This window comes from Mesorhizobium sp. L103C105A0 (genome assembly GCF_000502215.1).
Lineage (GTDB): Bacteria > Pseudomonadota > Alphaproteobacteria > Rhizobiales > Rhizobiaceae > Mesorhizobium.
The window spans coordinates 187,397-209,535 of sequence record NZ_AYXF01000010.1 but is presented as its reverse complement, the minus strand read 5'-3'; the positions used below and the strand labels follow the sequence as shown (position 1 = coordinate 209,535).

Below are 22,139 nucleotides of genomic sequence, written 5' to 3'. Positions count from 1 at the left end.
GTTAAAGCCCCCGCCAGGCGCTGTGCGCCCGCAGGCGGTTTTCAAGACGCTCGCCAAGCAGGGCGACCAGCTTTGCCGCGCCATAGTAGAGCAGCCCGACGACGGTCCAGACCACGAACGGCTTCAAGGTTCGCATGTTGAGGATGTGGCCAATCTTGGTCAGGTCGACGACGCCGATGACAGAAATCAGCGACGTCACCTGAAGCTGGTTGACCAGCAGCGCGACGAGCGGGCCGACCGCGAAGGCGGCAGCCTGGGGCGAAACGATATGGCGCAGGACCTGCCACCGGGTCAGGCCGAAGACACGCGCGGCCTCGACCTGCTCGCGTTCGATCGACTCGATCGCCGAGACCGCGATGACATAGACGAATGCCACGGTGTTCGCCGACAGAGTGATGGTCGCTGCGGTGACCGGCGTCACCCTTATATGCAACAGCGCCGGCAGGCCGAAGAACACCAGGAACAGCTGCACCAACACCGGCGAGTTCTTCAACAGCTCCGACAGGAAGGTGACGACCTGGGCCAGAACCGGCACACGGTAGAACCGCACCAGCGCCCAGCTCAGGCCAATCAGCAGTCCGATCAGAGAGGTGACGAGAAACAGCGCGACGTTGGTGCCGAGACCTTGCGCCAGCAGGATCAGGTCGTAGGAGGTGAAATCGCTGAACCGCATCAGCCGACCGCCTCCATCATGTCCCGATTGAGATGGCGGTGGAGCAGGGTGACGCCCAGCGAAACCAGATAAGTCAGGGCCGCATAGGCACAGAGCAGCACCACATAGACCTCGAAGGGCCGATAGGTCTGCGAGACCACGATCTGGGCTGAGCCGGTGAGCTCGTTGAGCGTGATGGTCGAGAGGATCGAGGACGTAAGGATCATGTTGATGAGCACGGATCCGAGCGGTCGCACGGAGGTGCGCAGCGCAATCGGCAGCACGATGCGGGTAAAGATCTTGCGCCTGGACAGGCCGCTCACTTCAGCGGCGTCGATGATGCCCTGGTCGATGGCGAGGATGCCGGCTCGAATGATGTCGGAGGCATAGGCGCCGCCGGCAATGGAAAGCGCCACGACGCCGGTGGTGAAGGCGTCGATGTAAATGCCGAGCTCGGGCAGGCCGTAATAGAAGAAGAACAGCTGGACGATGAACGGCACATTGCGGAAGAGATCGACGTAGACGAAGGCGATCCGTCGAAGCAGTGCCGAGGCGGAGGTGCGTGCGATCGCCACCAACGCGCCCATGACGACGCTTCCCACCAGCGACAGCGCGCAAGCCGCCGCCGTAAGTTCGGCGCCGCGCGCCAGAAAACCCAGATGCGGGAGCAGAATGGACAGATCGAAATGCACCGGCGGTCCCCAGTGAAACCGGTTTCACTCTTTTGGCTTTCGCCTCGTCTGTCAAGATGCAGGGTCTGGTTGCCGGCCTGTGGCTTGCATTCGTTGCGATGATTCCGGTTCGCCTCATGCGCGCTATGTCTCAAGCGCCGGCAATTCGCCGCCGGCTTTCAGCTCGAGGACGCCGCCTATGCCAGCCGCGCGTCGCCGCAATCCTCGGCCATGGCGGCTGGGGGCGGCGCCCTCGATTTTGCCGATCCCGGCGCCGGTGTCGGATTCGGCTACGTCACCAACCGCATGCTGGGTTTCGACGACGTCGATCCACGCCGCAAGGTGTTGATTGATGCCGTTTACGACGCGCTCTGACGTTGGGAGCCGTTATGCGCGGATGTTCCACATGGCGTCCGGCACAACCACCAGCTTGCCGACGAAATCCTTGGCGATGAAGTCGGCCTGCGCCTTGTGGAAATCGGACAGTTTGTAGACACCGCCGACCAGCGGCCGGATTTTCTTCGCTTCGATGTATCCAACGATGCGGCGGAAGTCGGCGCGCGTCCCCTGGCTCGATCCGTGCAGTTGCAGCTGCTTCAGATACATGGTCCGGAGATCGAGCTGCACAACCGGACCGGCAATCGCGCCGGCGGTGGTGTAGCGGCCTTCGGGCCTCAGGATGCGCAAGAGGTCGTTGAAGATCGCGCCGCCGACGAGATCGGCGACCACATCGATCGGCTGGCCGCCAGTGGCTTCATTCACGGCGGCGGGAAGATCGGCAACCCCACGGGTAATAACCGCTTCGGCGCCGATGTCGCGCACCGCCTGCTCCTTGCCCTTGCCGACGACGGCGTAGGGAATGGCGCCGCGCGCCCGCGCCAGCTGCACGATGCCGGAACCGACGCCGCCTGAGGCGCCCGTGACCAGCACGCGCTCGCCGGCTTTCAGCCCGGCGCGTTCCAGCATCTGCTCGCCGGTGAGGTAGGCGCAGCAGAAAGTGGCGAGTTCGATGTCGCTCATCCCGGTGTCTACGACATGAGCGTTCTCGGCCGGCACTGTCTGGTACTCGGCATACCCGCCATCGCGACCGTGGCCCATATAGTCGATGTCGGCGAGGGAATCGTCGTCGCGGTTGTAGATCGAAAAATCGACCATTACCCGTTCGCCGATACGGCCCGGGGAAACGCCTTCGCCGACGGCAGCGATGGTGCCGACCGTGTCGGTGCCCTGGATGCGCGGGAAGGTAAGCGTGTTGCCTTGCCGCCGCCACGTCGACACGGCGGCAGCGTCCTCCTCCGTGCCATAGGCGCCCTGGCGTACCCAGACATCGGTGTTGTTCATACCGCAAGCGCTGACCCTGACCAGCACCTCGCCGGCGGCAGGCACAGGCACTTTCACATCGCTGCGATAGACGAGCTTTTCCGGTCCGCCATGCCCGGTGAGCAGCACGGCGGCCATGGTGGCGGGGAGGGTCTTGGTCATGGCATTCATGGGTCGATCTCAGAGATTGGAAAACACGCTGTTGACGGCATCGGCGGTTTTCGAGACGACGATGTCGGCTTCCTCACGCGTCAGGCAGAGCGGCGGCGCGAAGCCAAGGATGTCGCCCTGCGGCATGGCGCGGCCGATGACACCGCTGGCGGCAAGTGCTGTCGCCAGTTGCGGCCCGATCTTGAGCGAGGCGTCGAAGAACACCCGGTCGTCCTTGTCGGCGACAAATTCGACCGCCGCCAGCATGCCATCGCCGCGCACGTCGCCGACGTGTCTGTGGCCGCCGACAGCCTTGGCGAGTTCGGCGCGGAAATAGGCGCCGGTCTCGTGGGCATTTGTCACCAGGTCCATCTCGTCGATCAGTTCGAGATTGGCGACGCCGGCGGCAACGCAGATCGGGTGCGCCGCATAGGTCCAGCCATGGCCGAGCGAGCCAAGCTTGTCGGAGCCCTGCACCAGCACCTGCCACATCTTGTCGGCAACGATGACGCCCGACAGCGGTGCATAGGCCGAGGTCAGGCCCTTGGCGATGGTGATCAGGTCCGGCTTGATGCCGTAATGGTCGGAGCCGAACATGGTGCCCAGACGGCCGAAGCCCGTCACCACCTCGTCGGCGACCAGCAGCACGTCATACTTCTTCAGCACCGCCTGGATCTTCTCCCAGTAGCCGGCCGGCGGCGGCACGATGCCGCCAGTACCGAGGATCGGCTCGCCGATGAAGGCGGCGACGGTTTCGGGACCTTCGGCCAGGATCGTCTCTTCAAGCTTGTCGGCGCAATGCTGCGAGAACTGCTCCTCGCTCATCGAGCGGTCGGCGCGGCGGAAATAGTAGGGCGCTTCGGTGTGCAGGACCGGCGCGCGCGGCAGGTCGAAGGCGTTGTGGAACAGGTCGAGCCCGGTCAGTGATCCCGTCATCACGCCCGAGCCGTGATAGCCGCGCCAGCGCGAGATGATCTTCTTCTTCTCCGGCCGTCCCAGCACATTGTTGTAGTACCAGATCAGCTTGATGTTGGTCTCGTTGGCATCCGAACCCGAGAGGCCGAAATAGACCCGCGACATGCCCTTCGGCGCGCGGTCGATGATCATCTTGGCCAGTGTGATCGAAGCCTCGGTGCCGTGGCCGACATAGGCGTGGTAATAGGCGAGGTTTTTCGCCTGGGTGGCGATCGCGTCCGCGATCTTCTGGCGGCCATAGCCGACATTAACGCAATAGAGGCCGGCAAAGGCATCGATGCTCTTCCTGCCATTGTTGTCCCATACCGTGACGCCCTCGCCGCCGGCCATGATGCGGGTCGGCGATTCACCCCGCGCATGAGTGCCCATATGGGTCGAGGGATGGAAGAAGTGGTCGCGATCCCAGGCGTTGAGTTCGTTGGACTGGTCGAGCATTTTTTTTACTCCTTGAGAGATGGCCGGACGGACTATGCGACGTCCAGACAGAGGTACTTCAGATCGGCGAAAGCTTCGAGCCCGTGGCGCGAGCCTTCGCGGCCGATGCCGGATTGCTTGACGCCGCCGAAGGGGATCGGCGCTCCGGTGATCTTGACGCGGTTGATGGCGACCATGCCGTAGTCGAGCGCGCGGCCCATACGTTGCTGGCGGGCGCCATTCTCGGTAACGACATAGGCGACGAGGCCATATTCTGTGGCGTTGGCACGGGCGATCACCTCGTCCTCACTGTCGAACGGCGTGACTGCGGCGACCGGCCCAAAGGTTTCCTCGCGCATGATCAGCGCTTCGTCGCTGACATCGGCCAGCAACGTCGGCTGGTAGAACAGCGGCCCGGCCTGATGCCGCTTGCCGCCGGTGAGGCAGCGCGCGCCACGAGCGATGGCATCGGCGACCTGCTCTTCGACCTTTGCGACGGCACGCTCATGCATCAGCGGCCCGATGTCGATCTTGTCGGTAAGGCCGTTGCCGGTGCGCAGCGCCTCGATACGCCTGGCAAAAGCGGCGCAGAAGCGATCGTAGATCGGGCGCTGGACGTAGATGCGGTTGGCGGCGAGGCAGTCCTGGCCGGAGGTGGCGAATTTGGCATCGATGGCGATGCTCACCGCCTTGTCCAGATCGGTATCGGCAAAGACGATCAGCGGCGCGTGGCCCCCAAGCTCCATCACCAGCCGCTTCATCGTCGGCGCGCTTTGCGCCGCGATCAGCCGGCCGATCTCGGTCGAGCCGGTGAAGCTTATGGCGCGAACGCGCGGGTCCTCGCACATGCGACCGACAATGGCAGCAGCCTTGCCGGTGATGACATTGAAGACGCCGGCGGGCAGGCCGGCGCGCTCGCCGAGTTCAGCCAGCGCCAGCGCCGACAGCGGCGTCTCCGAGGATGGGTGTGCGACGATGGTGCAGCCGGCGGCGAGTGCGGCGGCCGCCTTGCGGGTCAGCATCGCCGCCGGAAAATTCCAGGGCGTGACGACGCCGACAACGCCGAGCGGCTCGCGCCGCACCATCATTTCGGCATCAGGCAGATGACTGGTGACGCTCTCGGCGTTGAGGCGCTTTGCCTCTTCGGCATACCATTCGACGAAGGAGGCGGCGTAGTCGATTTCGCCAAACGATTCCTGCAGCGGCTTGCCCTGTTCCAGTGTCATCAGCAGGGCCAGATCATCCTTGGCTGCAATGATCAGCTCGAACCATTTTCGCAGAATTTTGGACCGCTCCTGCGGCAGCAACGAACGCCAAGCCGGAAAGGCACGTGCGGCGGCGTCGATTGCTTTGGTCGTCTGCCCGGCATCGAGCGCCGCGACAAATGCGACAGTGGTGCCGGTCGCCGGATCGGTAACCTCGAAACTCTTCGCCGCTCCGCTTGCCGTCCAGTGACCGTCGACATAGGCGAGCTCGCGCAGCAGCCGGCGGTCGGAGAGGCGGTCGAGCGCCTCATGGCGATGCGAGCGGGCAAAATGCGCGGACATGGTCGAGGCCTCCCGGTTCGGACGATGCGGGAAGACTATCCGTCACATACAGACAGAGAGACTGTTTCGACGCCCTGAAGGAGAGAGACTCTCTCTATTGTGCCGTCCCGACAGACATTCTCTCCGGGCTTATGCCGACGCCGGCAACAGGTCGGATATCGGTAGCACGATTTCGTCCTTCACCGTCTTGGTGACGATGTAGGTGAAGTAGCGGTCGATGCCGATCTCGCGCTCCAGCAGGCCGTCGACCAGCCGCTGATAGGCGTCGATGTCGCGCGTCATCACCTTCACCACATAGTCGACGCCGCCGCCCACCGACCAGCAGGCGACGATTTCGGGGATATCGCGGATGACGCGTTCGAAGCGATCGAAATCGGCCTGGCGATGGCTGGCCAGCGTCACCTCCATCAGCACGGTGGCGACCGGCGCCACGACGCGCATGGCGATCCTGGCGTGGTAGCCCGAGACGATGCCGGCCTTCTCCAGCTTGCGCAGCCGCATCCAGCACGGCGTCGGCGACAGCCCGACCTGTTCGGCCAGCGCCAGCTTGGTGATGCGCCCGTCGCGCTGGATGGCGTCGAGTATCCTGAGGTCGACCGCGTCGAGTTTCGATGTCATCGGCGTCCGCTTTTTGTCGGCATCACCATGACGGCGCATTATTTCGATTGTCAATTGCACTGATTTCGATCTCTATTAAGTCATGACATTATGGCAACCCGACCCTGCGCTCCTCCGCCGGCCAGCCTATCAATCGCTGGCCGACCAGTTCGCCCGCGCCATTCATGACGGGCGGCTGGCCAATGGCGCGCGGCTGCCAACGCATCGAAGGCTGGCAGACGATTTAAAACTGTCGGTGCAGACGGTCAGCCGCGCCTACGAAGAACTGATCCGGCGCGGCCTGATTTCGGGCGAGATCGGCCGCGGCAGCTTTGTCCAGACGCAGCGCCGTGAACCGGAGCCGCCCTATCTGCCGGAGCGCCTCGGCGAGGTCATCGACCTATCGATCCTGAAGCCGGTCTGCGAGCCGATGCATCTGGAGCGGCTGAAGCAGGCGCTGGGCTGGCTGGCCGAAAACCTGCCATCGAGTTCGGCGCTGTCGTTTCGGCCCAACATGGTGTTTCCGCGCCACCGCGCGGTGGCGGTCGAATGGCTGAAACTGTGCGGGCTTGACGTCTCCGCGCAAAATATCAGCCTGACCAACGGCGCCACTGCTGGGATGACCGTAGCGCTGATGAGCGTGGCGCCGCCGGGCTCGACCGTCGCCACCGAGGCTATCGGCCACCACACGCTGGTGCCGCTGGCGCGCTATCTCGGCTTCAACCTGGAAGGCCTGCCGATCGACGGCAATGGCCTGATCCCGGAGGCGTTGGACGAGGTCTGCCGGCTCACCGACATTCGCGCGGTATTCGTGCAACCGTCGGTGATCAACCCGACGGCGACGCTGATGGACGCTCGGCGGCGCGAAGAGATCGCCGCGGTCGCGCGCAAGCACGACATCGCCATCATCGAGAACGATGTGCTGGGTCCGCTGGTCGAGGACCGGCCGCCGCCGGTCGCCGCCTTTGCGCCGGAGCGCACGCTCTACGTCACTTCCTTCACCAAGATCACCGTACCTGGCCTGCGCATCGGCTATCTCGCGGCGCCCGACCGCTATGTCGCCGCCGTTGCCAACCGGCATCTGGTGTCGAACTGGATGGCGACGCCGCTGGTGGCCGAGATCGCCACCAAATGGGTGACCGACGGCACGGCGATGGAACTCGTTCGCTGGCAGCGCGCGGCATTGCGCCGCCGCCAGGACATCGCAGCCGAGGTGCTGGGCGGGGTTGGTTATCGCGCCAGGCGCGACGGGCTGCATGTCTGGTTGCAACTGCCCGCGGACCGTGCCGAGGAAAGCTTCGTCGCCCAGGCCCGCCTGCAAGGCGTGGCGATCGCGCCCGGCACCTCCTTCCGCATCTCGGATGCGCCCTGGCATCCGGCGGTGCGCATCTCGCTCGGCTCGACCACCGAGGGGGAACTGCGCGCCGGCCTCGGCGTTGTCACCAAGTTGCTGCTTGGCGATCCGGAGCATCTGCTGCTCGCAATCTAAGCGGGAATTGCTCTGGAATCATGCAGTGCCGGAAATATTGTCATGATTTTATTTTCCCAATTGACATGATTTGGCGCGTTCCGCATCGTTAAGGGCACAGGCTTCTCCAGCAGGGGAAATTCATTTGTCCTCACCCATCATCAAGGTCGACGCCATTTCGAAGAGCTTCGGCTCGTTCAAGGTACTGGACGGCCTGTCGATGCAGGTCATGCCCGGCGAGAAGCTGGCGCTGATCGGCCCGTCCGGCTCGGGCAAGACGACGATCCTGCGAATCCTGATGACGCTGGAGAAGATCGACGGCGGCCATATCCAGATCGATGGCGAGCAGCTCTATCACATGGAGCGCAACGGCCAGCTGCTGCCCGCCGACGAGCGGCACCTGACCAAGATGCGGCAGAAGATCGGCATGGTCTTCCAGCTGTTCAATCTGTTTCCGCACAAATGCGTCATGGATAACGTCACGCTGGCGCCGATGCTGACCAAGGGCACGCCTCGCGCCGCCGCTGAAAAGCGGGCCATGGAACTGCTCGACATGGTCGGCATGGCCGACAAGGCGAAGTCGATGCCGGCGCAGCTGTCCGGCGGCCAGAAGCAGCGCGTGGCGATTGCCCGTGCGCTGGCATTGTCGCCGAAGATCATGCTGTTCGACGAGGTGACGTCGGCCCTCGATCCGGAGCTGGTCGAGGAGGTGATGAATGTCATGCGCAAGCTCGCCGCAGAGACCGACATGACCATGCTGCTGGTCACCCACGAGATGGGCTTTGCCCACGACTTCGCCGACCGCGTGCTGTTCTTCGACCGCGGCAAGATCGTCGAAGAGGGCAAACCAGACGAGATTTTCCGCCATCCAAAGCAGGAGCGCACGCAAGGCTTCCTGAAGAAGATCATCGCGGCCGGACATCGTGTCTGACCGCTTTGCGGGGCGGAAGACCGCCCCAGACAAAACCAAGAAGACAACAAGGAGTTGGGAACAATGAAGAAACTTGGCATTCTGGCCGGCGTCGCCGGTCTCGCACTGACGGCGGTGCTCGCCGCGTCGAGCACCGGTTCGGCCGATGACGGCAAGCTCGAGCAATTGAAGGCACAGGGCTTTGCCCGCGTCGCCATCGCCAACGAGCCGCCCTATACTGCGGTCGCTGCCGACGGCAAGGTTTCGGGTGCGGCGCCCGACGTGGCGCGCGAGGTCTTCAAGCGCCTCGGTGTTGCCGACATCGTCGCTTCCATTTCGGAGTATGGCGCGATGATTCCCGGCCTGCAGGCCGGCCGCTTCGACGTCGTCACCGCCGGCCTGTTCATGAAGCCGGAGCGTTGCGCGGCGGTCGTCTATTCCGAGCCGGTGCTGTGCGACGCCGAGGCGATGCTGGTGAAGAAGGGCAATCCGAAGGGCTTCAAGAGCTACGAGGACGTCGCCAAGGACACGTCGGCCACCATCGGCGCGCCGGGCGGCGGCACCGAGGAGAAGCTGGCGCTCAACGCCGGCGTGCCGCGCGAGCGCGTCATCGTCGTGCCGGACGGCCAGAGCGGCCTGAAGATGCTGCAGGACGGTCGCATCGATGCCTATTCGCTTCCCGTCCTGTCGATCAACGACCTCGTCAAGAAAGCCAACGATCCGAACCTCGAAGTCATCGCCCCGGTGGTCGGCGCGCCGGTCTATTGCGACGGCGCCGCCTTCAAGAAAGGCGATGAGGCCCTGCGCGATGCCTTCGATGTCGAGCTCGCCAAGCTGAAGAAATCCGGCGAGTTCGCCAAGATCATCGAGCCCTACGGCTTCTCGGCCGCAGCCGCGATGTCGACCACGCGGGACAAGCTCTGCGCGGCGAAATAGCGCCGTTTTTGCCTTCTCCCTGTTCACGGGGAGAAGGTGGCCCGAAGGGCCGGATGAGGGGCGGCGCCAAGTTCTGAGAATTTAGCGCTGCCCCTCATCTGCCTGCCCGTCCTCCGCAGCAGCTGCGCTGCAGCTTCGGAGGGTGGACTGGCATCTTCTCTCCGTGAACGGGGAGAAGGAAGCTAACCGCCAACGTTGGAACCCGAATGACCCAGTGGTCCGGCTACCTCGGCCTCATATTGCAGGGAGCGCTTGTCACCATCGAGCTGACGCTGATGGGGTCGGTGCTCGCCCTGATCATGGCCTTCCTCGCCGGCATGGGCCGCGTGTCGCGCTTCTTTGCGCTGCGCTGGCTGGCCACCGCCTATATAGAATTCTTCCGCGGCACCTCGATCTTCGTGCAGCTGTTCTTTGCCTATTTCGTGTTGCCGTTGATCGGCCTCGAACTGACCCCGCTGCAGGCGGGTGTGCTGGCGCTGGGCCTCAATGTCGGCGCCTATGCGGCCGAGGTGGTACGCGGCGCCATCCAGTCGGTCGGCCGCGAACAATATGAAGCCTGCATCGCGCTCAACCTCGCCCGCTGGCAAGGTATGCGCCATGTCATCCTGCCGCAGGCGCTGCTGGTCATGCTGCCGACCTTCGGCAACAACGCCATCGAGCTGCTCAAGGCGACCTCCGTGGTGTCGCTGATCTCGCTCGCCGATCTCACCTTTCAGGCGCAGGTCGTGCGCTCGCAGACCGGCAACACGCTGGCGCCGTTCACCACCATCCTGATCATCTATTTCGCCCTGGCGCTGATCATCTCCTGGGGCGTGCGTTCATTGGAACGCCGCATGGCGCGCGGCCTCGACGGAGTGCGCGTCTGATGGATTGGGACTGGAACTTCGTCTGGGAGATCCTGCCGACGCTGATCCAGGGCGTGAAGATCACCATCCTGGCAACGCTGCTCGGCTCCGTGCTGGCCGCTATCGTGGGTCTGGGCATCGCGCTGGCGCGACGCTCGCCCAACAAGGTCCTGTCGCGCACCGTCGGCTGGGCGGCCGAATTCATCCGCGGCACGCCACTTCTGGTGCAACTTTATTTCATCTTCTATGTCCTGCCGGATTTCGGCATCCTGTTGCCGCCGCTGGTCGCCGGCGTCATCGGGCTCGGCCTGCACTACGGCACCTACACGGCGGAAGTCTATCGCGCCGGCATCGACAACGTGCCGCGCGGCCAGTGGGAGGCGGCCAAGGCCTGCAATCTGAGCGCCACGCAGACCTGGACCAACATCATCATTCCGCAAGCGATCCCACCGATGATCCCGGCGCTGGCCAATTATTTCATCGCCATGTTCAAGGAGACACCGCTGCTATCGGCAATCACCGTGCTGGAGCTGATGAACCAGGCAAAGAGCGTCGCCAACACCTACTATCGCTACATTGAGCCGATCACGCTGGTCGGCGCTTTCTTCCTCGTCATCAGCCTCTTCTCGGTCGTGCTGCTGCGCTGGCTGGAACATCGCTACGGCAAGATCGAAAGGTAATTCTGAGATGAAACCGCTGCCCGAGATCAGGCTGATGCCGACAAGGCCGGCGCTCGATGCGCGCCCGCTGGAAAAGCGCGTCGGCCTGATCATCCTTGCCACCGACCACACCAGCGAACCGGATTTCCGCCGCATGGTGGCGAGCGAGCGGGTCGGCGTCTATGTCGCGCGCATTCCCTACAAGAATCCGACCACACCCGAGAATCTCCGCAAGATGCAGCCCGAGCTGGCAGCGGGTGCTGCCCTCATCCTGCCCGATGAGCCGCTCGACGCGATCTGCTACTCCTGCACCTCGGCCTCGGTGGTGATTGGCGACGCCGAGATCGAGGCGGCGATCCAGTCTGCCAAGCCGGGTGTTCCTATGGTCACGCCGCCCATGGCAGGCGTGCGCGGGTTGAAGGCGCTAGGCGCGAAAAAGATCAGCATCCTCACCCCTTACACGGTCGAAACCTCCAGGCCGATGGCGACGTATTTCGCCGAGCGCGGCTTCGAGATCGTCAGCTTCACCTGCCTCGGCTTCGAGGACGATCGCGAGATGGCGCGCATTGCGCCGGCAGCGATCGTCGACCTGGCTCGTGAGGCGACGCATGCGCAGGCCGATGCACTGTTCGTGTCCTGCACCGCATTGCGCGGAGCGCTCGCGGTTCCCGGCATGGAACAGGCGATCGACCGCCCGGTCGTCACCAGCAACCAGGCGAGCGCCTGGAACTGTTTGCGGTTGTGTGGCGACGGGACGTCGCATCCCGAATTTGGCCGTCTGATGACGCTGCCTTTGCCGCGCGATTGACGATCATGACGACAGTCACCCTTAACGATATTCGTGTCGCCCGGGAGCGAATTGCCGGCAAAATCGAACGCACGCCGACAGGGTTATCTCACAGCCTTTCCGAACGACTGGGGGTCCCTGTCCACCTCAAGCTTGAACACCGCCAGACCACCGGCAGCTTCAAGCTGCGCGGCGCCTCGAATGCCGTTGCTTCGCTGAGCGCCGAGGAGAAGGCGCGCGGCGTGGTCGCGGCGTCGACCGGAAATCATGGCCGTGCGCTGGCCCATGCCGCGAAGCTGGAAGGCATGCGTGCGGTGATCTGCATGTCGCGACTGGTGCCGGGCAACAAGCTCGACGAAATCCGTCGGCTTGGCGCGGATGTCCGCATCATCGGCAACAGTCAGGACGAGGCGCAGCAGGAGGTCGAGCGGCTGGTGGCGCAAGAGGGGCTGGTGATGTTGCCGCCCTTCGACCACCCGGCCATCATCGCCGGGCAAGGCACGCTCGGACTGGAGGTGATCGAGCAGGTCCCGGATGCCGCTCTCGTCCTGGTGCAACTCTCCGGTGGTGGACTCGCCTCGGGCATCGCCGCCGCCGTCAAGGCCGTCAGCCCCGGGACAAAAATCATCGGCGTTTCGATGGCGCGTGGTGCTGCGATGAAGGCGAGCCTGGATGCCGGTCGCCCGGTCGAGGTGGAAGAACTGCCGACGCTGGCGGATTCGCTCGGCGGCGGCATCGGTCTCGGCAACCGGCTGACCTTCGCCATGTGCCGCGATCTGCTCGACGACGTCATCCTGCTCAGCGAGGACGAGATCGCCGCCGGCATCCGCCATGCCTATGAACAGGAGCGCGAGATCGTCGAAGGCGCCGGAGCGGTAGGCATCGCTGCGCTACTCGTCGGCAAGGTCAGGGCGACCGGGCCGGTGGTCGTTCTTCTCTCGGGCCGCAATATCGACATGAACACGCATCGCAAGATCGTCTGCGGTGACGCACTCGCGGAGCGCGCGGCATGAAAACTCTCCCACGCCGAATTCCCGCCCACCCCCCTCTGTCCTGCCGGACATCTCCCCCGCAAGGGGGGAGATCGGCAGCTTCGATGCGGTCGCTGTTCTTGCTGCGCTGGAGATTGGCGAAGGCAGGAGTGCAGTCCAATCTCCCCCCTTGCGGGGGAGATGGCCGGCAGGCCAGAGGGGGGGGTGACGGAACACTATCCTTCGCAGTGCGCGCCTTCGCGGAGCGCGTCGCATGAGCCGGATGACGATCCTCACCGAGAAGGAACTGCGCACAATCGTGACGCTCGATCTCGACGCGGTCGCCTGCGTCGAAAACGCTTTCCGCGCGCTCGCCACATTGCCGGTGGCGATGCCGCCGATTCTGCGGTTGGACATTCACGAGCAGCGCGGCGAGGTGGATGTGAAGTCCGCCTATGTGCCTGGAATAGACGGTTTCGCCGTCAAGATAAGCTCCGGCTTCTTCGATAATCCGAAGCTCGGTCTGCCCAGCGGGGGCGGCATGATGGTGTTGCTCTCGGCAAGAACCGGTGTGGTCGAGGCGCTGCTGCTGGACAATGGCTATCTCACAGATGTCCGCACCGCTGCTGCCGGCGCCGTCGCGGCGAAGCATCTGTCGCGGCCGGATTCGTCCGTCGCCGCAATCTTCGGCGCCGGCGTGCAAGCCGGGCTGCAACTCGAAGCACTCATGTTGGTGCGGCCGATCGCCGAGGCACGTATCTGGGCGCGCGATGCGGTCAAGGCGCAGACGGCCGCAGGCGCGCTGCGCGAAAAGCTCGGCATTCTCGTGCGCGCCGAGCCGGATGCAGCCAAAGCAACCATCGGCGCCGACATCATCGTCACCACCACGCCGTCGACCGAGCCGCTGATCAAGGCCGGCTTTGTCGTTGCCGGGCAGCACATCACCGCCATGGGCTCGGATGCCGAACACAAGAACGAGATCGCGCCGGCGATCCTGCGCATGGCCGATCTCTNCATCACCGCCATGGGCTCGGATGCCGAACACAAGAACGAGATCGCGCCGGCGATCCTGCGCATGGCCGATCTCTATGTCGCCGACAGCGCCAAGCAGACACGGCGTCTGGGAGAACTGCATCACGCCATCGCATCGGGCGTGATGGGAGCCGATGCCGCGGTCACCGAACTCGGCCAGATCATCGCCGGCGAACGGCACGGAAGGCGCTCACCCAGCGATATCACCATTGCCGACCTCACCGGCACCGGCGTGCAGGATACGGCGATCGCCACGCTCGCTCGCGACCGGGCGCGGGCGGCCAATGCCGGAACCATTTTTGAAAGCTGATGCTGGCCGCAAGGCCCAACAAACGAGGACCAAGAACAATGCAACCGAACCTGAAATTCTCGCGCGCCGAATTTGCGGATCGCCTCGCCAAGACGCGGAAAGCCATGGAGGTGAAGGGCGTCGATCTCCTGGTTGTCAGCGACCCCTCCAACATGGCCTGGCTGACCGGCTACGATGGCTGGTCGTTCTATGTGCACCAAGCAGTGATTGTGCCCCCATCGGGCGAGCCGGTCTGGTACGGCCGCGGCCAGGATGCCAATGGCGCCAAGCGCACCGCCTATCTCGCGCATGACAACATCGTCGGCTATGCCGACCACTACGTGCAGTCGACCGAGCGCCACCCGATGGATTTTTTGGCCAGCGTGCTTAGTGATCGCGGCTGGGGCAAGCTGACCATCGGCGTCGAGATGGACAATTACTGGTTCTCGGCTGCCGCCTTCGCCGCGTTGCAGAAGCACCTGCCCAACGCCCGCTTCGTCGACGCGACAGCGCTGGTCAACTGGCAGCGCGCGGTGAAGAGCCCGACTGAAATCGACTATATGCGCAAGGCGGCCCGCATCGTCGAAGCCATGCACCAGCGCATCGTCGACAAGATCCAGGTCGGCATGCGCAAATGCGATCTGGTCGCCGAGATCTACGATGCCGGCACGCGCGGCGTCGACGGCATCGGCGGCGACTATCCGGCGATCGTGCCGCTGCTGCCGTCGGGCGCCGACGCCTCGGCGCCACATCTCACCTGGGACGACCAGCCGATGAAGTCGGGCGAGGGCACCTTCTTCGAGATCGCCGGCTGCTACAGCCGCTACCATTGCCCGCTGTCGCGCACCGTCTTTCTCGGCAAGCCGACGCAGGAATTCCTAGATGCCGAGAAGGCGACGCTGGAAGGCATGGAGGCGGGGCTTGCGGCGGCAAAGCCCGGCAATGCCTGTGAGGACATCGCCAACGCCTTTTTCGCCGTGTTGAAGAAATACGGCATCGTCAAGGACAACCGCACAGGCTACTCGATCGGCCTGTCCTATCCGCCGGATTGGGGCGAGCGCACCATGAGCCTGCGCCCCGGCGACCGCACCGAACTCAAGCCCGGCATGACCTTCCATTTCATGACCGGCCTGTGGCTGGAGACGATGGGACTGGAAATCACCGAATCCATCCTGATCACCGAAACCGGTGTAGAGTGCCTCGCCAATGTACCGCGCAAACTGGTGGTGAAGAATTGAGCCCGATGCCTAGCCTCCGCCCATCTCCGATCGCGCCGACCGTCGATTTCGACAAGGACGGCGTGCAACATGGTTTCCTGCGCCTGCCCTACAGCCGCGACGACTCGGCCTGGGGTTCGGTGATGATCCCGATCTGCGTCATCCGCAACGGCAAGGGACAGGCCGCGCTGCTCACCGGCGGCAATCATGGCGACGAGTATGAGGGGCCGCTGGCGCTCTTCGATCTCGCCCGCACGCTCGATCCCAAACAGGTCAGCGGCACGGTGATCATCGTGCCGGCGATGAACTATCCGGCCTTCCGCGCCGGCACGCGGACGTCGCCGATCGACAAGGGCAATATGAACCGCAGCTTTCCCGGCCGTCCCGACGGCACGGTGACCGAGAAGATCGCCGACTACTTTCAACGCGAACTGCTGCCGCGCGCCGACCTCGTCTTCGATTTCCACTCCGGCGGCAGGACGCTGGATTTCGTGCCCTTCTGTGCCGCCCATACGGTGCCCGACAAGGCGCTGGAGCAGAAAGCCTTCGACGCGGTCGCCGCGTTCTCGGCCCCGTTCTCGATGCGCATGATCGAGATTGACTCCGTCGGCATGTATGACACGGCGGCCGAGGAAATGGGCAAGGTCTTCGTCAGCACCGAGCTTGGCGGCGGCGGCACCTCGCGTGCCCAGACCGTGCGGATCGCGCGGCGCGGCATCAGCAATGTGCTGCGCCATGCCGGTATTGTTGATGGTGCGGTCGAGAAGGGCAGAACTCAGTGGCTCGACATGCCGTCAGGCGATTGTTTCTCCTTCGCCGAGGACGACGGCATGATCGAGACCATGGTCGATCTCGGCGAGCCTGTGAAAGAAGGCTCGGTGCTGGCGCGCATCCATTCCACCGGCCGCACCGGCATCGCTCCGCAGGAGATCAAGGCAAAAATGTCCGGCATTCTGGCGGCGCGGCATTTCCCCGGCCTGGTCAAAGCCGGTGACTGCGCCGCCGTCCTGGCCCTTGTGGTTTCATCGTGATTTCGCAGAGTACGCCGCGCGAATATCAGTCGGTCTGGATCCAGACCGACTTGGTCTCCAGATACTCGTGCAGATGCTCGATGCCGCCCTCGCGGCCATAACCCGACATCTTCATGCCGCCGAACGGCACCGCCGGGTCGATGGCATGGTACATGTTGACCCAGACCGAGCCGGCCTTGACCCGGCGCGCAAGCTTGTGCGCGGTGCCCAGATGCGTGGTGAAGATGCCGGCGGCCAGGCCATAGGGCGTCGCATTGGCACGCGCCACCGCTTCGTCGAGCGTGTCGAAGGGCATCGCCGAAATGACCGGGCCGAAAATCTCCTCGCGCGCGATGGTCATCTGGTCCGACACGGCGCCGAAGACCGTCGGCGCAATGAAGTTGCCGCCATCGTAGAGCTCGCCGGTCAGCCGCGAGCCACCGGCGACCAGTTCGGCGCCTTCGTCGCTGCCGGCCCTGATATAGCCCTCCACCTTGCCTGCCTGCCTGGCATTGATGAGCGGTCCGATTTCCGTCTCTGCCTCGATGCCATGGCCGATCCGCAGTCTGCCCGCGAAATCGGCGAGCCGGCGGACGAACTCGTCATGGATTTCGCGCGCCACGAACAGCCGCGAGCCGGCAATGCAGATCTGGCCCGAATGCACGAACACCGCCATCGCCGCGATCGGAACAGCCTTGTCGATGTCGGCGTCGCGGCAGACGATGATCGGCGACTTGCCGCCGAGCTCCAGTGAAACGCGTTTGAGGTTGGCCACGGTTGCCCGCGCGATGGCCTGGCCGGTCAGCGTTGATCCGGTGAAAACGATCTTGTTGACGTCTGGATGTTCGGCGAGCCGCGCACCGGCTTCGGCCCCGGTGCCGGTGACGACGTTGACGACGCCGTCGGGCACGCCGGCTTCCTGCATCAGTTGCGCGATCAGCAGCGGCGTCAGCGACGCATCCTCGGACGGTTTCAGCACGATGGTGCAGCCCGTCGCCAGCGCCGGCGCGATCTTCCAGATCGAGGCGGCGGTCGGCGCGTTCCAGGGAATGATCGCACCAACGACGCCCACCGGCTCGCGCTGGGTGAAGGTGACGATCTCGCCGGGAATCGAATTGTCGATCGTCTCGCCATGCAGCGCCGTCGCCATGCCGGCATAGAAGCGCAGCATGCCGATGACGCGGCGCCGGTTAGCGAGCGTGCGCGTGATCGGCAGCCCCATATCCAGCGTGTCGGAAACGCTGAGCTCTTCCCAATGCGTCTCGAAGAGATCGGCGATCCTGAGCAGCACGCACTGCCGCTCGTAGGGCGAGAATTTGGACCATGGGCCTTCGAAGGCCGCGCGCGCGGCGGCCACCGCCGAGTCGATATCGGCAGCCCCGCCGCGCGGCACTGTCGCCAGCACCTCGCCTGTTGCCGGATTGAGTGCCTGCATGCCGTGGCCGGACTGCGCCGCGACCCACTTGCCGCCAATGAACATCGGTCGGAATTCGCCATGGTACAACGCCGTGGCCTTCGCCTTCGGGTCGAAGTTCAGCGTCATCTCTTCCTCCTCGCAATTCCGTGGCGACTATTACTCCCGCCGCCGACCTCAAACAAGGAAAGCTAAAGGGCGCTCGGACAATCAGATTGCGCGGACTTCCCGATCACGCCAGCCGCTAGAGCGTGATCCAGAAAAGTGGGAAACGGTTTTCGGAAAAGATCATGCTTCGACAAACGGCATCTAGAAAATCACCGGCATCTAGAAAAATCATCGCGAGTTGTCGGAGCGCGTCGCTGAAAGCTCAAGGAGGCAAGCCGATCATTGCCCACGGCGACCGCGATGCCGGCATTGCAGACGAGAGCGCAACAGGTAGTCGCCAGCCGCCACCCAGCGCTCACCCGTGGCCGGATCGAATCGTGGCCGTTCCAGCCGGCTTCACCGTGACAGAGGTTTCGCGCGCCGCTTCGCTGCAATCGCTGTTGGATGACTGCTCGCGGAAGCAAGATCGGTCAGCGGCCTCGCGACTTGCAAACATTGGCAGATTGAGCCGCAACCGACGGTGCCTGCATCGATCGAGCACGCCGGTCCGTCACTCCGGAAGTCCGGCCTTTCGGAAGCCATCGACGAAATGGTCGAGCGTGGCAGTGTCGCGGAACGGCTCAGTCTCGACCCAGTGGCGGGTGGTGAAATGTGGGTTAGCGACAAGGAACAGGTCGACCTCGGCGCGCGCCTCATCGATCCGGCCGAGTTGCGCAAGGCTTGCCGCAAGGAAACGGCGCGAGCTTGTCCGATACGTCTCGTCCCGGCGCGTCGTCTCGACGGCGGCTTCATAGTCGCGCGCCGCATATTGCGCCTGGCCGAGCGTCAGGTAGTACCAGCTTGCCGGAAACGGGTTCAGCCGGAACGCCTTGCCGATATAGTCGAGGCCGTCCTCGACGCGCCCGGCCAGGACCGCGATGTCGGACAATGTCGCCCAGGCATCGGCCTCGTTCGGGTCGAGTTCGAACGCCTTGGCAAATCCCACATCCGCTTCGTCGAATCTGCGCTCATAGGCAAGCAGGTTAGCAAGCACCCAGTGGCAGCCGGCATCGTTGGGATCGATCGCCACAGCCTTGCGCGCCAGTTCCAGGGCAAGGCTGCGGGCAGGCTCAATGGGCTCTCCCCAATGCACCCATCCCATCCAGTGGTTCATGGCAAGCCAGCGATAGGCTTCGGCATAGTCCGGATCGAGCGCAAGCGCGCGCGTCAGCAACAGATGCGCTTCGCGCGCCGTCTCCGGCGAGACGTCGATCAGGTTGCGGGCTCGCACGCACAGATCGTAGGCCTCGAGATTTCGAGGCCGGTTGCGCGGCAGCGGCGCGCGCAGCCGGCCAAGCAGCGCCTCGACGATCTTGGCCGTCACCTCGTCCTGAACGGCAAAAATATCTTCCAGGCCGCGATCGAAGCGGTCTGCCCACAAATGCTCGCCGCTCAGCGCGTCGACCAGCTGGGCGTTGATGCGCACGCGCCCGGCGGCGCGTCTGGCGCTGCCCTCCAAGAGATAGCGCACGCCAAGTTCCCTGGCGACCTCGCGCACATCCACCGCCTTGCCCTTGTAGGCAAAGGTCGAGTTGCGCGCGATGACGAACAGGCCGCCGATCCTCGACAGGTCGGTGATCAGGTCTTCGGTCAACCCGTCGGCGAAGGCTTCCTGCTCGGGGTCGTTGCTGAAATTGGCAAAGGGCAGCACGGCTATCGACGGTTTGGCGGGCAGCGGCAAAGCCTGTCGCTTCTCGTCGCCGAGCTGTTCGATGGCGCCGGCGAAGCGATAGCCGACGCGCGGAACGGTCGATATCCATTCTCCGCCGTTCGTGGCCGGACCCAGCAGCTTGCGCAATTGCGCAATCTGGACGGTGAGGTTGCCTTCCTCAACGGCGGTGCCTGGCCAGGCCGCATCCATCAACTCGGCCTTGGCCACGATCTCGCCGGGCCGGGCGACGAGCGCCGCCAGCAGCTGCAGTCCGCGGTGGCCGGCGGCGACGGGAACTTGGTCCCGAAGGAGCGTTCCCGCACCCGGATCAAGCACGAACGGACCAAAGGCAAAGCGCGATCCCTGCATAACGCGCATCTATAGAGCAATTCCAGGAAAGGTGTGAAGGCGGTTTTCCCACGGGAAAGCGCAGAGCGCTTCACGGACGTATGGCGTCAAAACAAAGAGTTGAGCACCTCGTCGTTTCGATGAATCGGCGAGGTGCTCTAACTGCTTTGGAACTTTTGAGAACTATTTGGCCGCGCTTAATTACGGCGCCGTCCGCATGCGGCAGAATTCAACCTCTTTCAAGCCGAGGGCTGTCGCCCCTCAAACCGAATGGAGGTTGCCATGAACGATACCCTTGCTTCTGCTCGTGCAGCCTTGCCGGAAAAGGCGGTGTCATCGGGCCGGCGTCCGACGGGCCCGCGGGGCATGATCGCGGCCTGGCGCGAGCGGATACGCTTTCGCTGGGACCTCAAGCAGATGGCGGAGGCCAATCCGCACCTGATCGACGATATCGGTCTGACCAGACGCCAGGTCGAGGCCGAAATCGTCAAACGCTTCTGGCAAGTGTGAGCTGATGTCGCGGATAAGACCCGCCCGCCTGTTTGGGCGTACCGCGGCGTTTTGCCGGCATTTGCACTTGCCGGAACGTGCCGATCCTGCTTCGAAGTCGGCATGAGCGCCGAAGACGCGACGTCACCGCCGGAGAACCTCATCGCATGGGCCGCGATGGCCGGCATCATCGCGACAGTTACGGTGTTCGCCATAGCACAGGGGCTGACGTATCCGCTGCTCAGCTTCATCCTGGAACGGCAAGGGACGACACCGGGCCTTATCGGCCTCTCGGCCGCGATGACGCCTCTGGGTTTCATTATATCGTCGCTCTTCACGCCGGCGCTGGTCCGGCGGGTGGGCGCGGCGCGCTTTGCGGTTGTGTGTTCGATCCTGGCAGCAACCGTCCTGATCGCGATTGCCTGGACGCAGGATGTATGGGCCTGGATGCCGTTGCGCTTCCTGCTCGGCTTCTTTGCCAATCCGCTTTACGTGATCAGTGAAACCTGGCTGGTCTCGATCACACCCGCCGCACGCCGAGGCCGCATCATGGGCCTATACTCCTCCATCGTTTCCGCCGGCTTTGGCCTCGGCCCGCTGTCGCTAGGCTTGGTCGGCACGCAAGGATGGCCACCCTTCATCATCGGCAGCGCGGCCTTCCTTGTCTGCGGCCTGATCGTGCTTGCCGTCGCGCCACGCCTGCCCGACATGCCGCGTGAGGGCGAAGCGGTGTCGGTCGGCGGCTTCTTCGCGCTGGCGCCGCTGCTCTTGTTCGCAGTCTTCACGGCTGCCGCCTTCGAGCAAGTCCTGCTTTCGCTGTTCGCGGTCTATGGTGCCGCGCTCGGCAGCACTGAGCAGCGCATCGCTTCGCTCATCACCTGTTTCATCGCCGGCAATGCCGTGCTGCAGGTCGTGCTTGGGCGCGCCGCCGAACGGTTTGGCTCGAAGCCGATGATGCTGTTCTGTGTCCTGGCTTGCCTGGCCGGTTGTTTGCTGTTGCCGTTGCTCTTCGCTACATGGCTTGTCTGGCCGCTCTTCTTCGTCTGGGGCGGGGTCTCGTTCGGGATCTACACGCTGTCGCTGATCCAGCTCGGCGAGCGTTTCACCGGTCAAGCCTTGATCGCCGGCAATGCCGCCTTCGCGTTCGTATGGGGGGTAGGCGGCATCGTCGGCTCACCCGTGGCCGGGCTGGCGATGCAACTGACCGGACATCAGGGACTGCCATTGTCGCTTGGCCTGCTGTGCTGCGTGCTGGTGGTGTTTCTGCTGGCGGAGTTACGGCGGGTTGACCGCGTTCAGGCGTAAGGCGTGCCTGCCATTGCGGCCTTCAGGCCGATGCTGCCCTTGTCGACAATAGCGAGAAAGGCCGGACCCGCCTCGTCGCCGTCCTGGGTTTCTCGAAGCGTCCGATCCGCCTCGATGAACGCCACGGCCGCCAGGCGGGTGTCGGGGTCTGCAGCTTACGCCCGCCGCCTTCGGATAGTGCCACCATTAGGATATCCCAGCTCGTCGCGTTCGCTCTCGCTCGCGCCGACGCCGGCCCAGTCCGGACCAGCAATGTCTTCAGCTGCCATGTCTTCAAACCTCGATGTCAGGCGAAAACGCGGCCGCCGTAGAAACTCGGCGGCCGCCAATGGCGA

The 22,139-nt window shown here is 64.1% G+C and carries 22 protein-coding genes; 13 read left to right on the top strand and 9 right to left on the bottom strand.

Annotated features, from left to right (window positions below):
- Position 1: 1 nt before the first annotated feature.
- Together X727_RS141550 and X727_RS141555 are read right to left on the bottom strand one after the other, a co-directional pair.
- Positions 2 to 673 (bottom strand): amino acid ABC transporter permease, encoded by a 672-nt coding sequence (locus tag X727_RS141550; RefSeq protein ID WP_023815165.1) that lies wholly within the window; start codon positions 671 to 673, stop codon positions 2 to 4.
- Positions 673 to 1,344 carry an amino acid ABC transporter permease gene (locus tag X727_RS141555; protein ID WP_023695231.1) on the bottom strand — a complete coding sequence of 224 codons (672 nt, stop codon included), beginning with the start codon at positions 1,342 to 1,344 and terminating at the stop codon, positions 673 to 675. Before X727_RS141555 ends, X727_RS141550 begins: the two co-directional genes overlap by 1 nt.
- A gap of 210 nt (positions 1,345 to 1,554) precedes the next feature.
- On the opposite strand from X727_RS141555, the gene X727_RS1000000166955 reads away from it, so the two are divergent.
- Positions 1,555 to 1,698: a hypothetical protein gene (locus tag X727_RS1000000166955; protein ID WP_023709171.1), complete on the top strand. Its 144-nt coding sequence runs from the start codon at positions 1,555 to 1,557 to the stop codon at positions 1,696 to 1,698.
- Between the two features lie 12 nt (positions 1,699 to 1,710).
- Here the strand turns inward: X727_RS1000000166955 and X727_RS141560 are convergent, their stop codons facing one another.
- From X727_RS141560 to X727_RS141575, 4 genes are all read right to left on the bottom strand, one after another.
- Complete coding sequence (locus X727_RS141560) at positions 1,711 to 2,814, bottom strand: alcohol dehydrogenase family protein (RefSeq protein ID WP_023834904.1); 1,104 nt, start codon at positions 2,812 to 2,814, stop codon at positions 1,711 to 1,713.
- Between the two features lie 9 nt (positions 2,815 to 2,823).
- On the bottom strand, positions 2,824 to 4,203 hold the full coding sequence (locus X727_RS141565) for an aspartate aminotransferase family protein (protein WP_023699813.1): 1,380 nt from the start codon (positions 4,201 to 4,203) through the stop codon (positions 2,824 to 2,826).
- Positions 4,204 to 4,235: 32 nt separating this feature from the next.
- Positions 4,236 to 5,729, bottom strand: coding sequence for an NAD-dependent succinate-semialdehyde dehydrogenase (locus X727_RS141570; protein ID WP_023834903.1), 1,494 nt, complete (start codon positions 5,727 to 5,729; stop codon positions 4,236 to 4,238).
- A gap of 129 nt (positions 5,730 to 5,858) precedes the next feature.
- Positions 5,859 to 6,347 carry an Lrp/AsnC family transcriptional regulator gene (locus tag X727_RS141575; RefSeq protein ID WP_023732237.1) on the bottom strand — a complete coding sequence of 163 codons (489 nt, stop codon included), beginning with the start codon at positions 6,345 to 6,347 and terminating at the stop codon, positions 5,859 to 5,861.
- 82 nt (positions 6,348 to 6,429) lie between these two features.
- On the opposite strand from X727_RS141575, the gene X727_RS141580 reads away from it, so the two are divergent.
- The 10 genes from X727_RS141580 to doeB all read left to right on the top strand — a co-directional run bounded on the left by X727_RS141580 (position 6,430) and on the right by doeB (position 16,471).
- Positions 6,430 to 7,815, top strand: coding sequence for a PLP-dependent aminotransferase family protein (locus X727_RS141580; protein ID WP_023732236.1), 1,386 nt, complete (start codon positions 6,430 to 6,432; stop codon positions 7,813 to 7,815).
- Between the two features lie 124 nt (positions 7,816 to 7,939).
- Complete coding sequence (ehuA, locus tag X727_RS141585) at positions 7,940 to 8,725, top strand: ectoine/hydroxyectoine ABC transporter ATP-binding protein EhuA (protein ID WP_023682675.1); 786 nt, start codon at positions 7,940 to 7,942, stop codon at positions 8,723 to 8,725.
- Between the two features lie 63 nt (positions 8,726 to 8,788).
- Complete coding sequence (gene ehuB / locus X727_RS141590; RefSeq protein WP_023686968.1) at positions 8,789 to 9,640, top strand: ectoine/hydroxyectoine ABC transporter substrate-binding protein EhuB; 852 nt, start codon at positions 8,789 to 8,791, stop codon at positions 9,638 to 9,640.
- A 206-nt stretch (positions 9,641 to 9,846) separates the two neighbouring features.
- Positions 9,847 to 10,506, top strand: coding sequence for an ectoine/hydroxyectoine ABC transporter permease subunit EhuC (gene ehuC, locus X727_RS141595; RefSeq protein WP_023686969.1), 660 nt, complete (start codon positions 9,847 to 9,849; stop codon positions 10,504 to 10,506).
- Entirely contained in the window at positions 10,506 to 11,165 is a 660-nt protein-coding gene (gene ehuD, locus X727_RS141600; RefSeq protein WP_023686970.1) for an ectoine/hydroxyectoine ABC transporter permease subunit EhuD, read from the top strand. The genes ehuC and ehuD overlap by 1 nt, the downstream gene beginning before the upstream one ends.
- A 7-nt stretch (positions 11,166 to 11,172) precedes the next feature.
- Positions 11,173 to 11,952, top strand: coding sequence for an ectoine utilization protein EutA (gene eutA, locus X727_RS141605; protein WP_023834901.1), 780 nt, complete (start codon positions 11,173 to 11,175; stop codon positions 11,950 to 11,952).
- A gap of 5 nt (positions 11,953 to 11,957) precedes the next feature.
- A complete protein-coding gene (gene eutB / locus X727_RS141610) occupies positions 11,958 to 12,944 on the top strand; it encodes a hydroxyectoine utilization dehydratase EutB (RefSeq protein WP_031204599.1) in 987 nt (328 codons plus the stop codon).
- 232 nt (positions 12,945 to 13,176) lie between these two features.
- Entirely contained in the window at positions 13,177 to 14,244 is a 1,068-nt protein-coding gene (locus tag X727_RS141615; protein ID WP_023834899.1) for an ornithine cyclodeaminase family protein, read from the top strand.
- A 38-nt stretch (positions 14,245 to 14,282) separates the two neighbouring features.
- Positions 14,283 to 15,461 (top strand): ectoine hydrolase DoeA, encoded by a 1,179-nt coding sequence (gene doeA, locus X727_RS141620; RefSeq protein ID WP_023704766.1) that lies wholly within the window; start codon positions 14,283 to 14,285, stop codon positions 15,459 to 15,461.
- Positions 15,462 to 15,466: 5 nt separating this feature from the next.
- The gene (gene doeB, locus X727_RS141625) at positions 15,467 to 16,471 is read left to right on the top strand and encodes a N(2)-acetyl-L-2,4-diaminobutanoate deacetylase DoeB (RefSeq protein WP_023745624.1); all 1,005 of its coding nucleotides are present in this window, start codon (positions 15,467 to 15,469) and stop codon (positions 16,469 to 16,471) included.
- A gap of 25 nt (positions 16,472 to 16,496) precedes the next feature.
- Here doeB and X727_RS141630 read toward each other — a convergent pair whose 3' ends face one another.
- Positions 16,497 to 17,993, bottom strand: a complete 1,497-nt coding sequence (locus tag X727_RS141630) for an aldehyde dehydrogenase family protein (RefSeq protein ID WP_023834898.1) — start codon at positions 17,991 to 17,993, stop codon at positions 16,497 to 16,499.
- A gap of 529 nt (positions 17,994 to 18,522) precedes the next feature.
- Positions 18,523 to 20,040: a winged helix-turn-helix domain-containing protein gene (locus tag X727_RS141635; protein WP_023834897.1), complete on the bottom strand. Its 1,518-nt coding sequence runs from the start codon at positions 20,038 to 20,040 to the stop codon at positions 18,523 to 18,525.
- Positions 20,041 to 20,292: 252 nt separating this feature from the next.
- Here X727_RS141635 and X727_RS141640 point away from each other — a divergent pair, with 252 nt between their 5' ends.
- A complete protein-coding gene (locus X727_RS141640) occupies positions 20,293 to 20,520 on the top strand; it encodes a hypothetical protein (protein WP_023692229.1) in 228 nt (75 codons plus the stop codon).
- A 102-nt stretch (positions 20,521 to 20,622) separates the two neighbouring features.
- Positions 20,623 to 21,804: an MFS transporter gene (locus tag X727_RS141645; RefSeq protein WP_023834896.1), complete on the top strand. Its 1,182-nt coding sequence runs from the start codon at positions 20,623 to 20,625 to the stop codon at positions 21,802 to 21,804.
- Here the strand turns inward: X727_RS141645 and X727_RS1000000169645 are convergent.
- The gene (locus X727_RS1000000169645) at positions 21,795 to 21,929 is read right to left on the bottom strand and encodes a hypothetical protein (protein ID WP_023682661.1); all 135 of its coding nucleotides are present in this window, start codon (positions 21,927 to 21,929) and stop codon (positions 21,795 to 21,797) included. The two genes, X727_RS141645 and X727_RS1000000169645, sit on opposite strands and share 10 nt — an antisense overlap.
- Between the last annotated feature and the right edge of the window lie 210 nt (positions 21,930 to 22,139).

Coding starts and splice junctions, on each gene's coding strand:
- X727_RS141550 (WP_023815165.1), bottom strand. CDS start 673: ATGCGGTTCAGCGATTTCACCTCCTACGACCTGATCCTGCTGGCGCAA.
- X727_RS1000000166955 (WP_023709171.1), top strand. CDS start 1,555: ATGGCGGCTGGGGGCGGCGCCCTCGATTTTGCCGATCCCGGCGCCGGT.
- X727_RS141560 (WP_023834904.1), bottom strand. CDS start 2,814: ATGAATGCCATGACCAAGACCCTCCCCGCCACCATGGCCGCCGTGCTG.
- X727_RS141565 (WP_023699813.1), bottom strand. CDS start 4,203: ATGCTCGACCAGTCCAACGAACTCAACGCCTGGGATCGCGACCACTTC.
- X727_RS141570 (WP_023834903.1), bottom strand. CDS start 5,729: ATGTCCGCGCATTTTGCCCGCTCGCATCGCCATGAGGCGCTCGACCGC.
- X727_RS141575 (WP_023732237.1), bottom strand. CDS start 6,347: ATGACATCGAAACTCGACGCGGTCGACCTCAGGATACTCGACGCCATC.
- X727_RS141580 (WP_023732236.1), top strand. CDS start 6,430: ATGACATTATGGCAACCCGACCCTGCGCTCCTCCGCCGGCCAGCCTAT.
- ehuB (WP_023686968.1), top strand. CDS start 8,789: ATGAAGAAACTTGGCATTCTGGCCGGCGTCGCCGGTCTCGCACTGACG.
- ehuC (WP_023686969.1), top strand. CDS start 9,847: ATGACCCAGTGGTCCGGCTACCTCGGCCTCATATTGCAGGGAGCGCTT.
- ehuD (WP_023686970.1), top strand. CDS start 10,506: ATGGATTGGGACTGGAACTTCGTCTGGGAGATCCTGCCGACGCTGATC.
- eutA (WP_023834901.1), top strand. CDS start 11,173: ATGAAACCGCTGCCCGAGATCAGGCTGATGCCGACAAGGCCGGCGCTC.
- eutB (WP_031204599.1), top strand. CDS start 11,958: ATGACGACAGTCACCCTTAACGATATTCGTGTCGCCCGGGAGCGAATT.
- doeA (WP_023704766.1), top strand. CDS start 14,283: ATGCAACCGAACCTGAAATTCTCGCGCGCCGAATTTGCGGATCGCCTC.
- doeB (WP_023745624.1), top strand. CDS start 15,467: ATGCCTAGCCTCCGCCCATCTCCGATCGCGCCGACCGTCGATTTCGAC.
- X727_RS141630 (WP_023834898.1), bottom strand. CDS start 17,993: ATGACGCTGAACTTCGACCCGAAGGCGAAGGCCACGGCGTTGTACCAT.
- X727_RS141635 (WP_023834897.1), bottom strand. CDS start 20,040: ATGCGCGTTATGCAGGGATCGCGCTTTGCCTTTGGTCCGTTCGTGCTT.
- X727_RS141640 (WP_023692229.1), top strand. CDS start 20,293: ATGAACGATACCCTTGCTTCTGCTCGTGCAGCCTTGCCGGAAAAGGCG.
- X727_RS141645 (WP_023834896.1), top strand. CDS start 20,623: ATGAGCGCCGAAGACGCGACGTCACCGCCGGAGAACCTCATCGCATGG.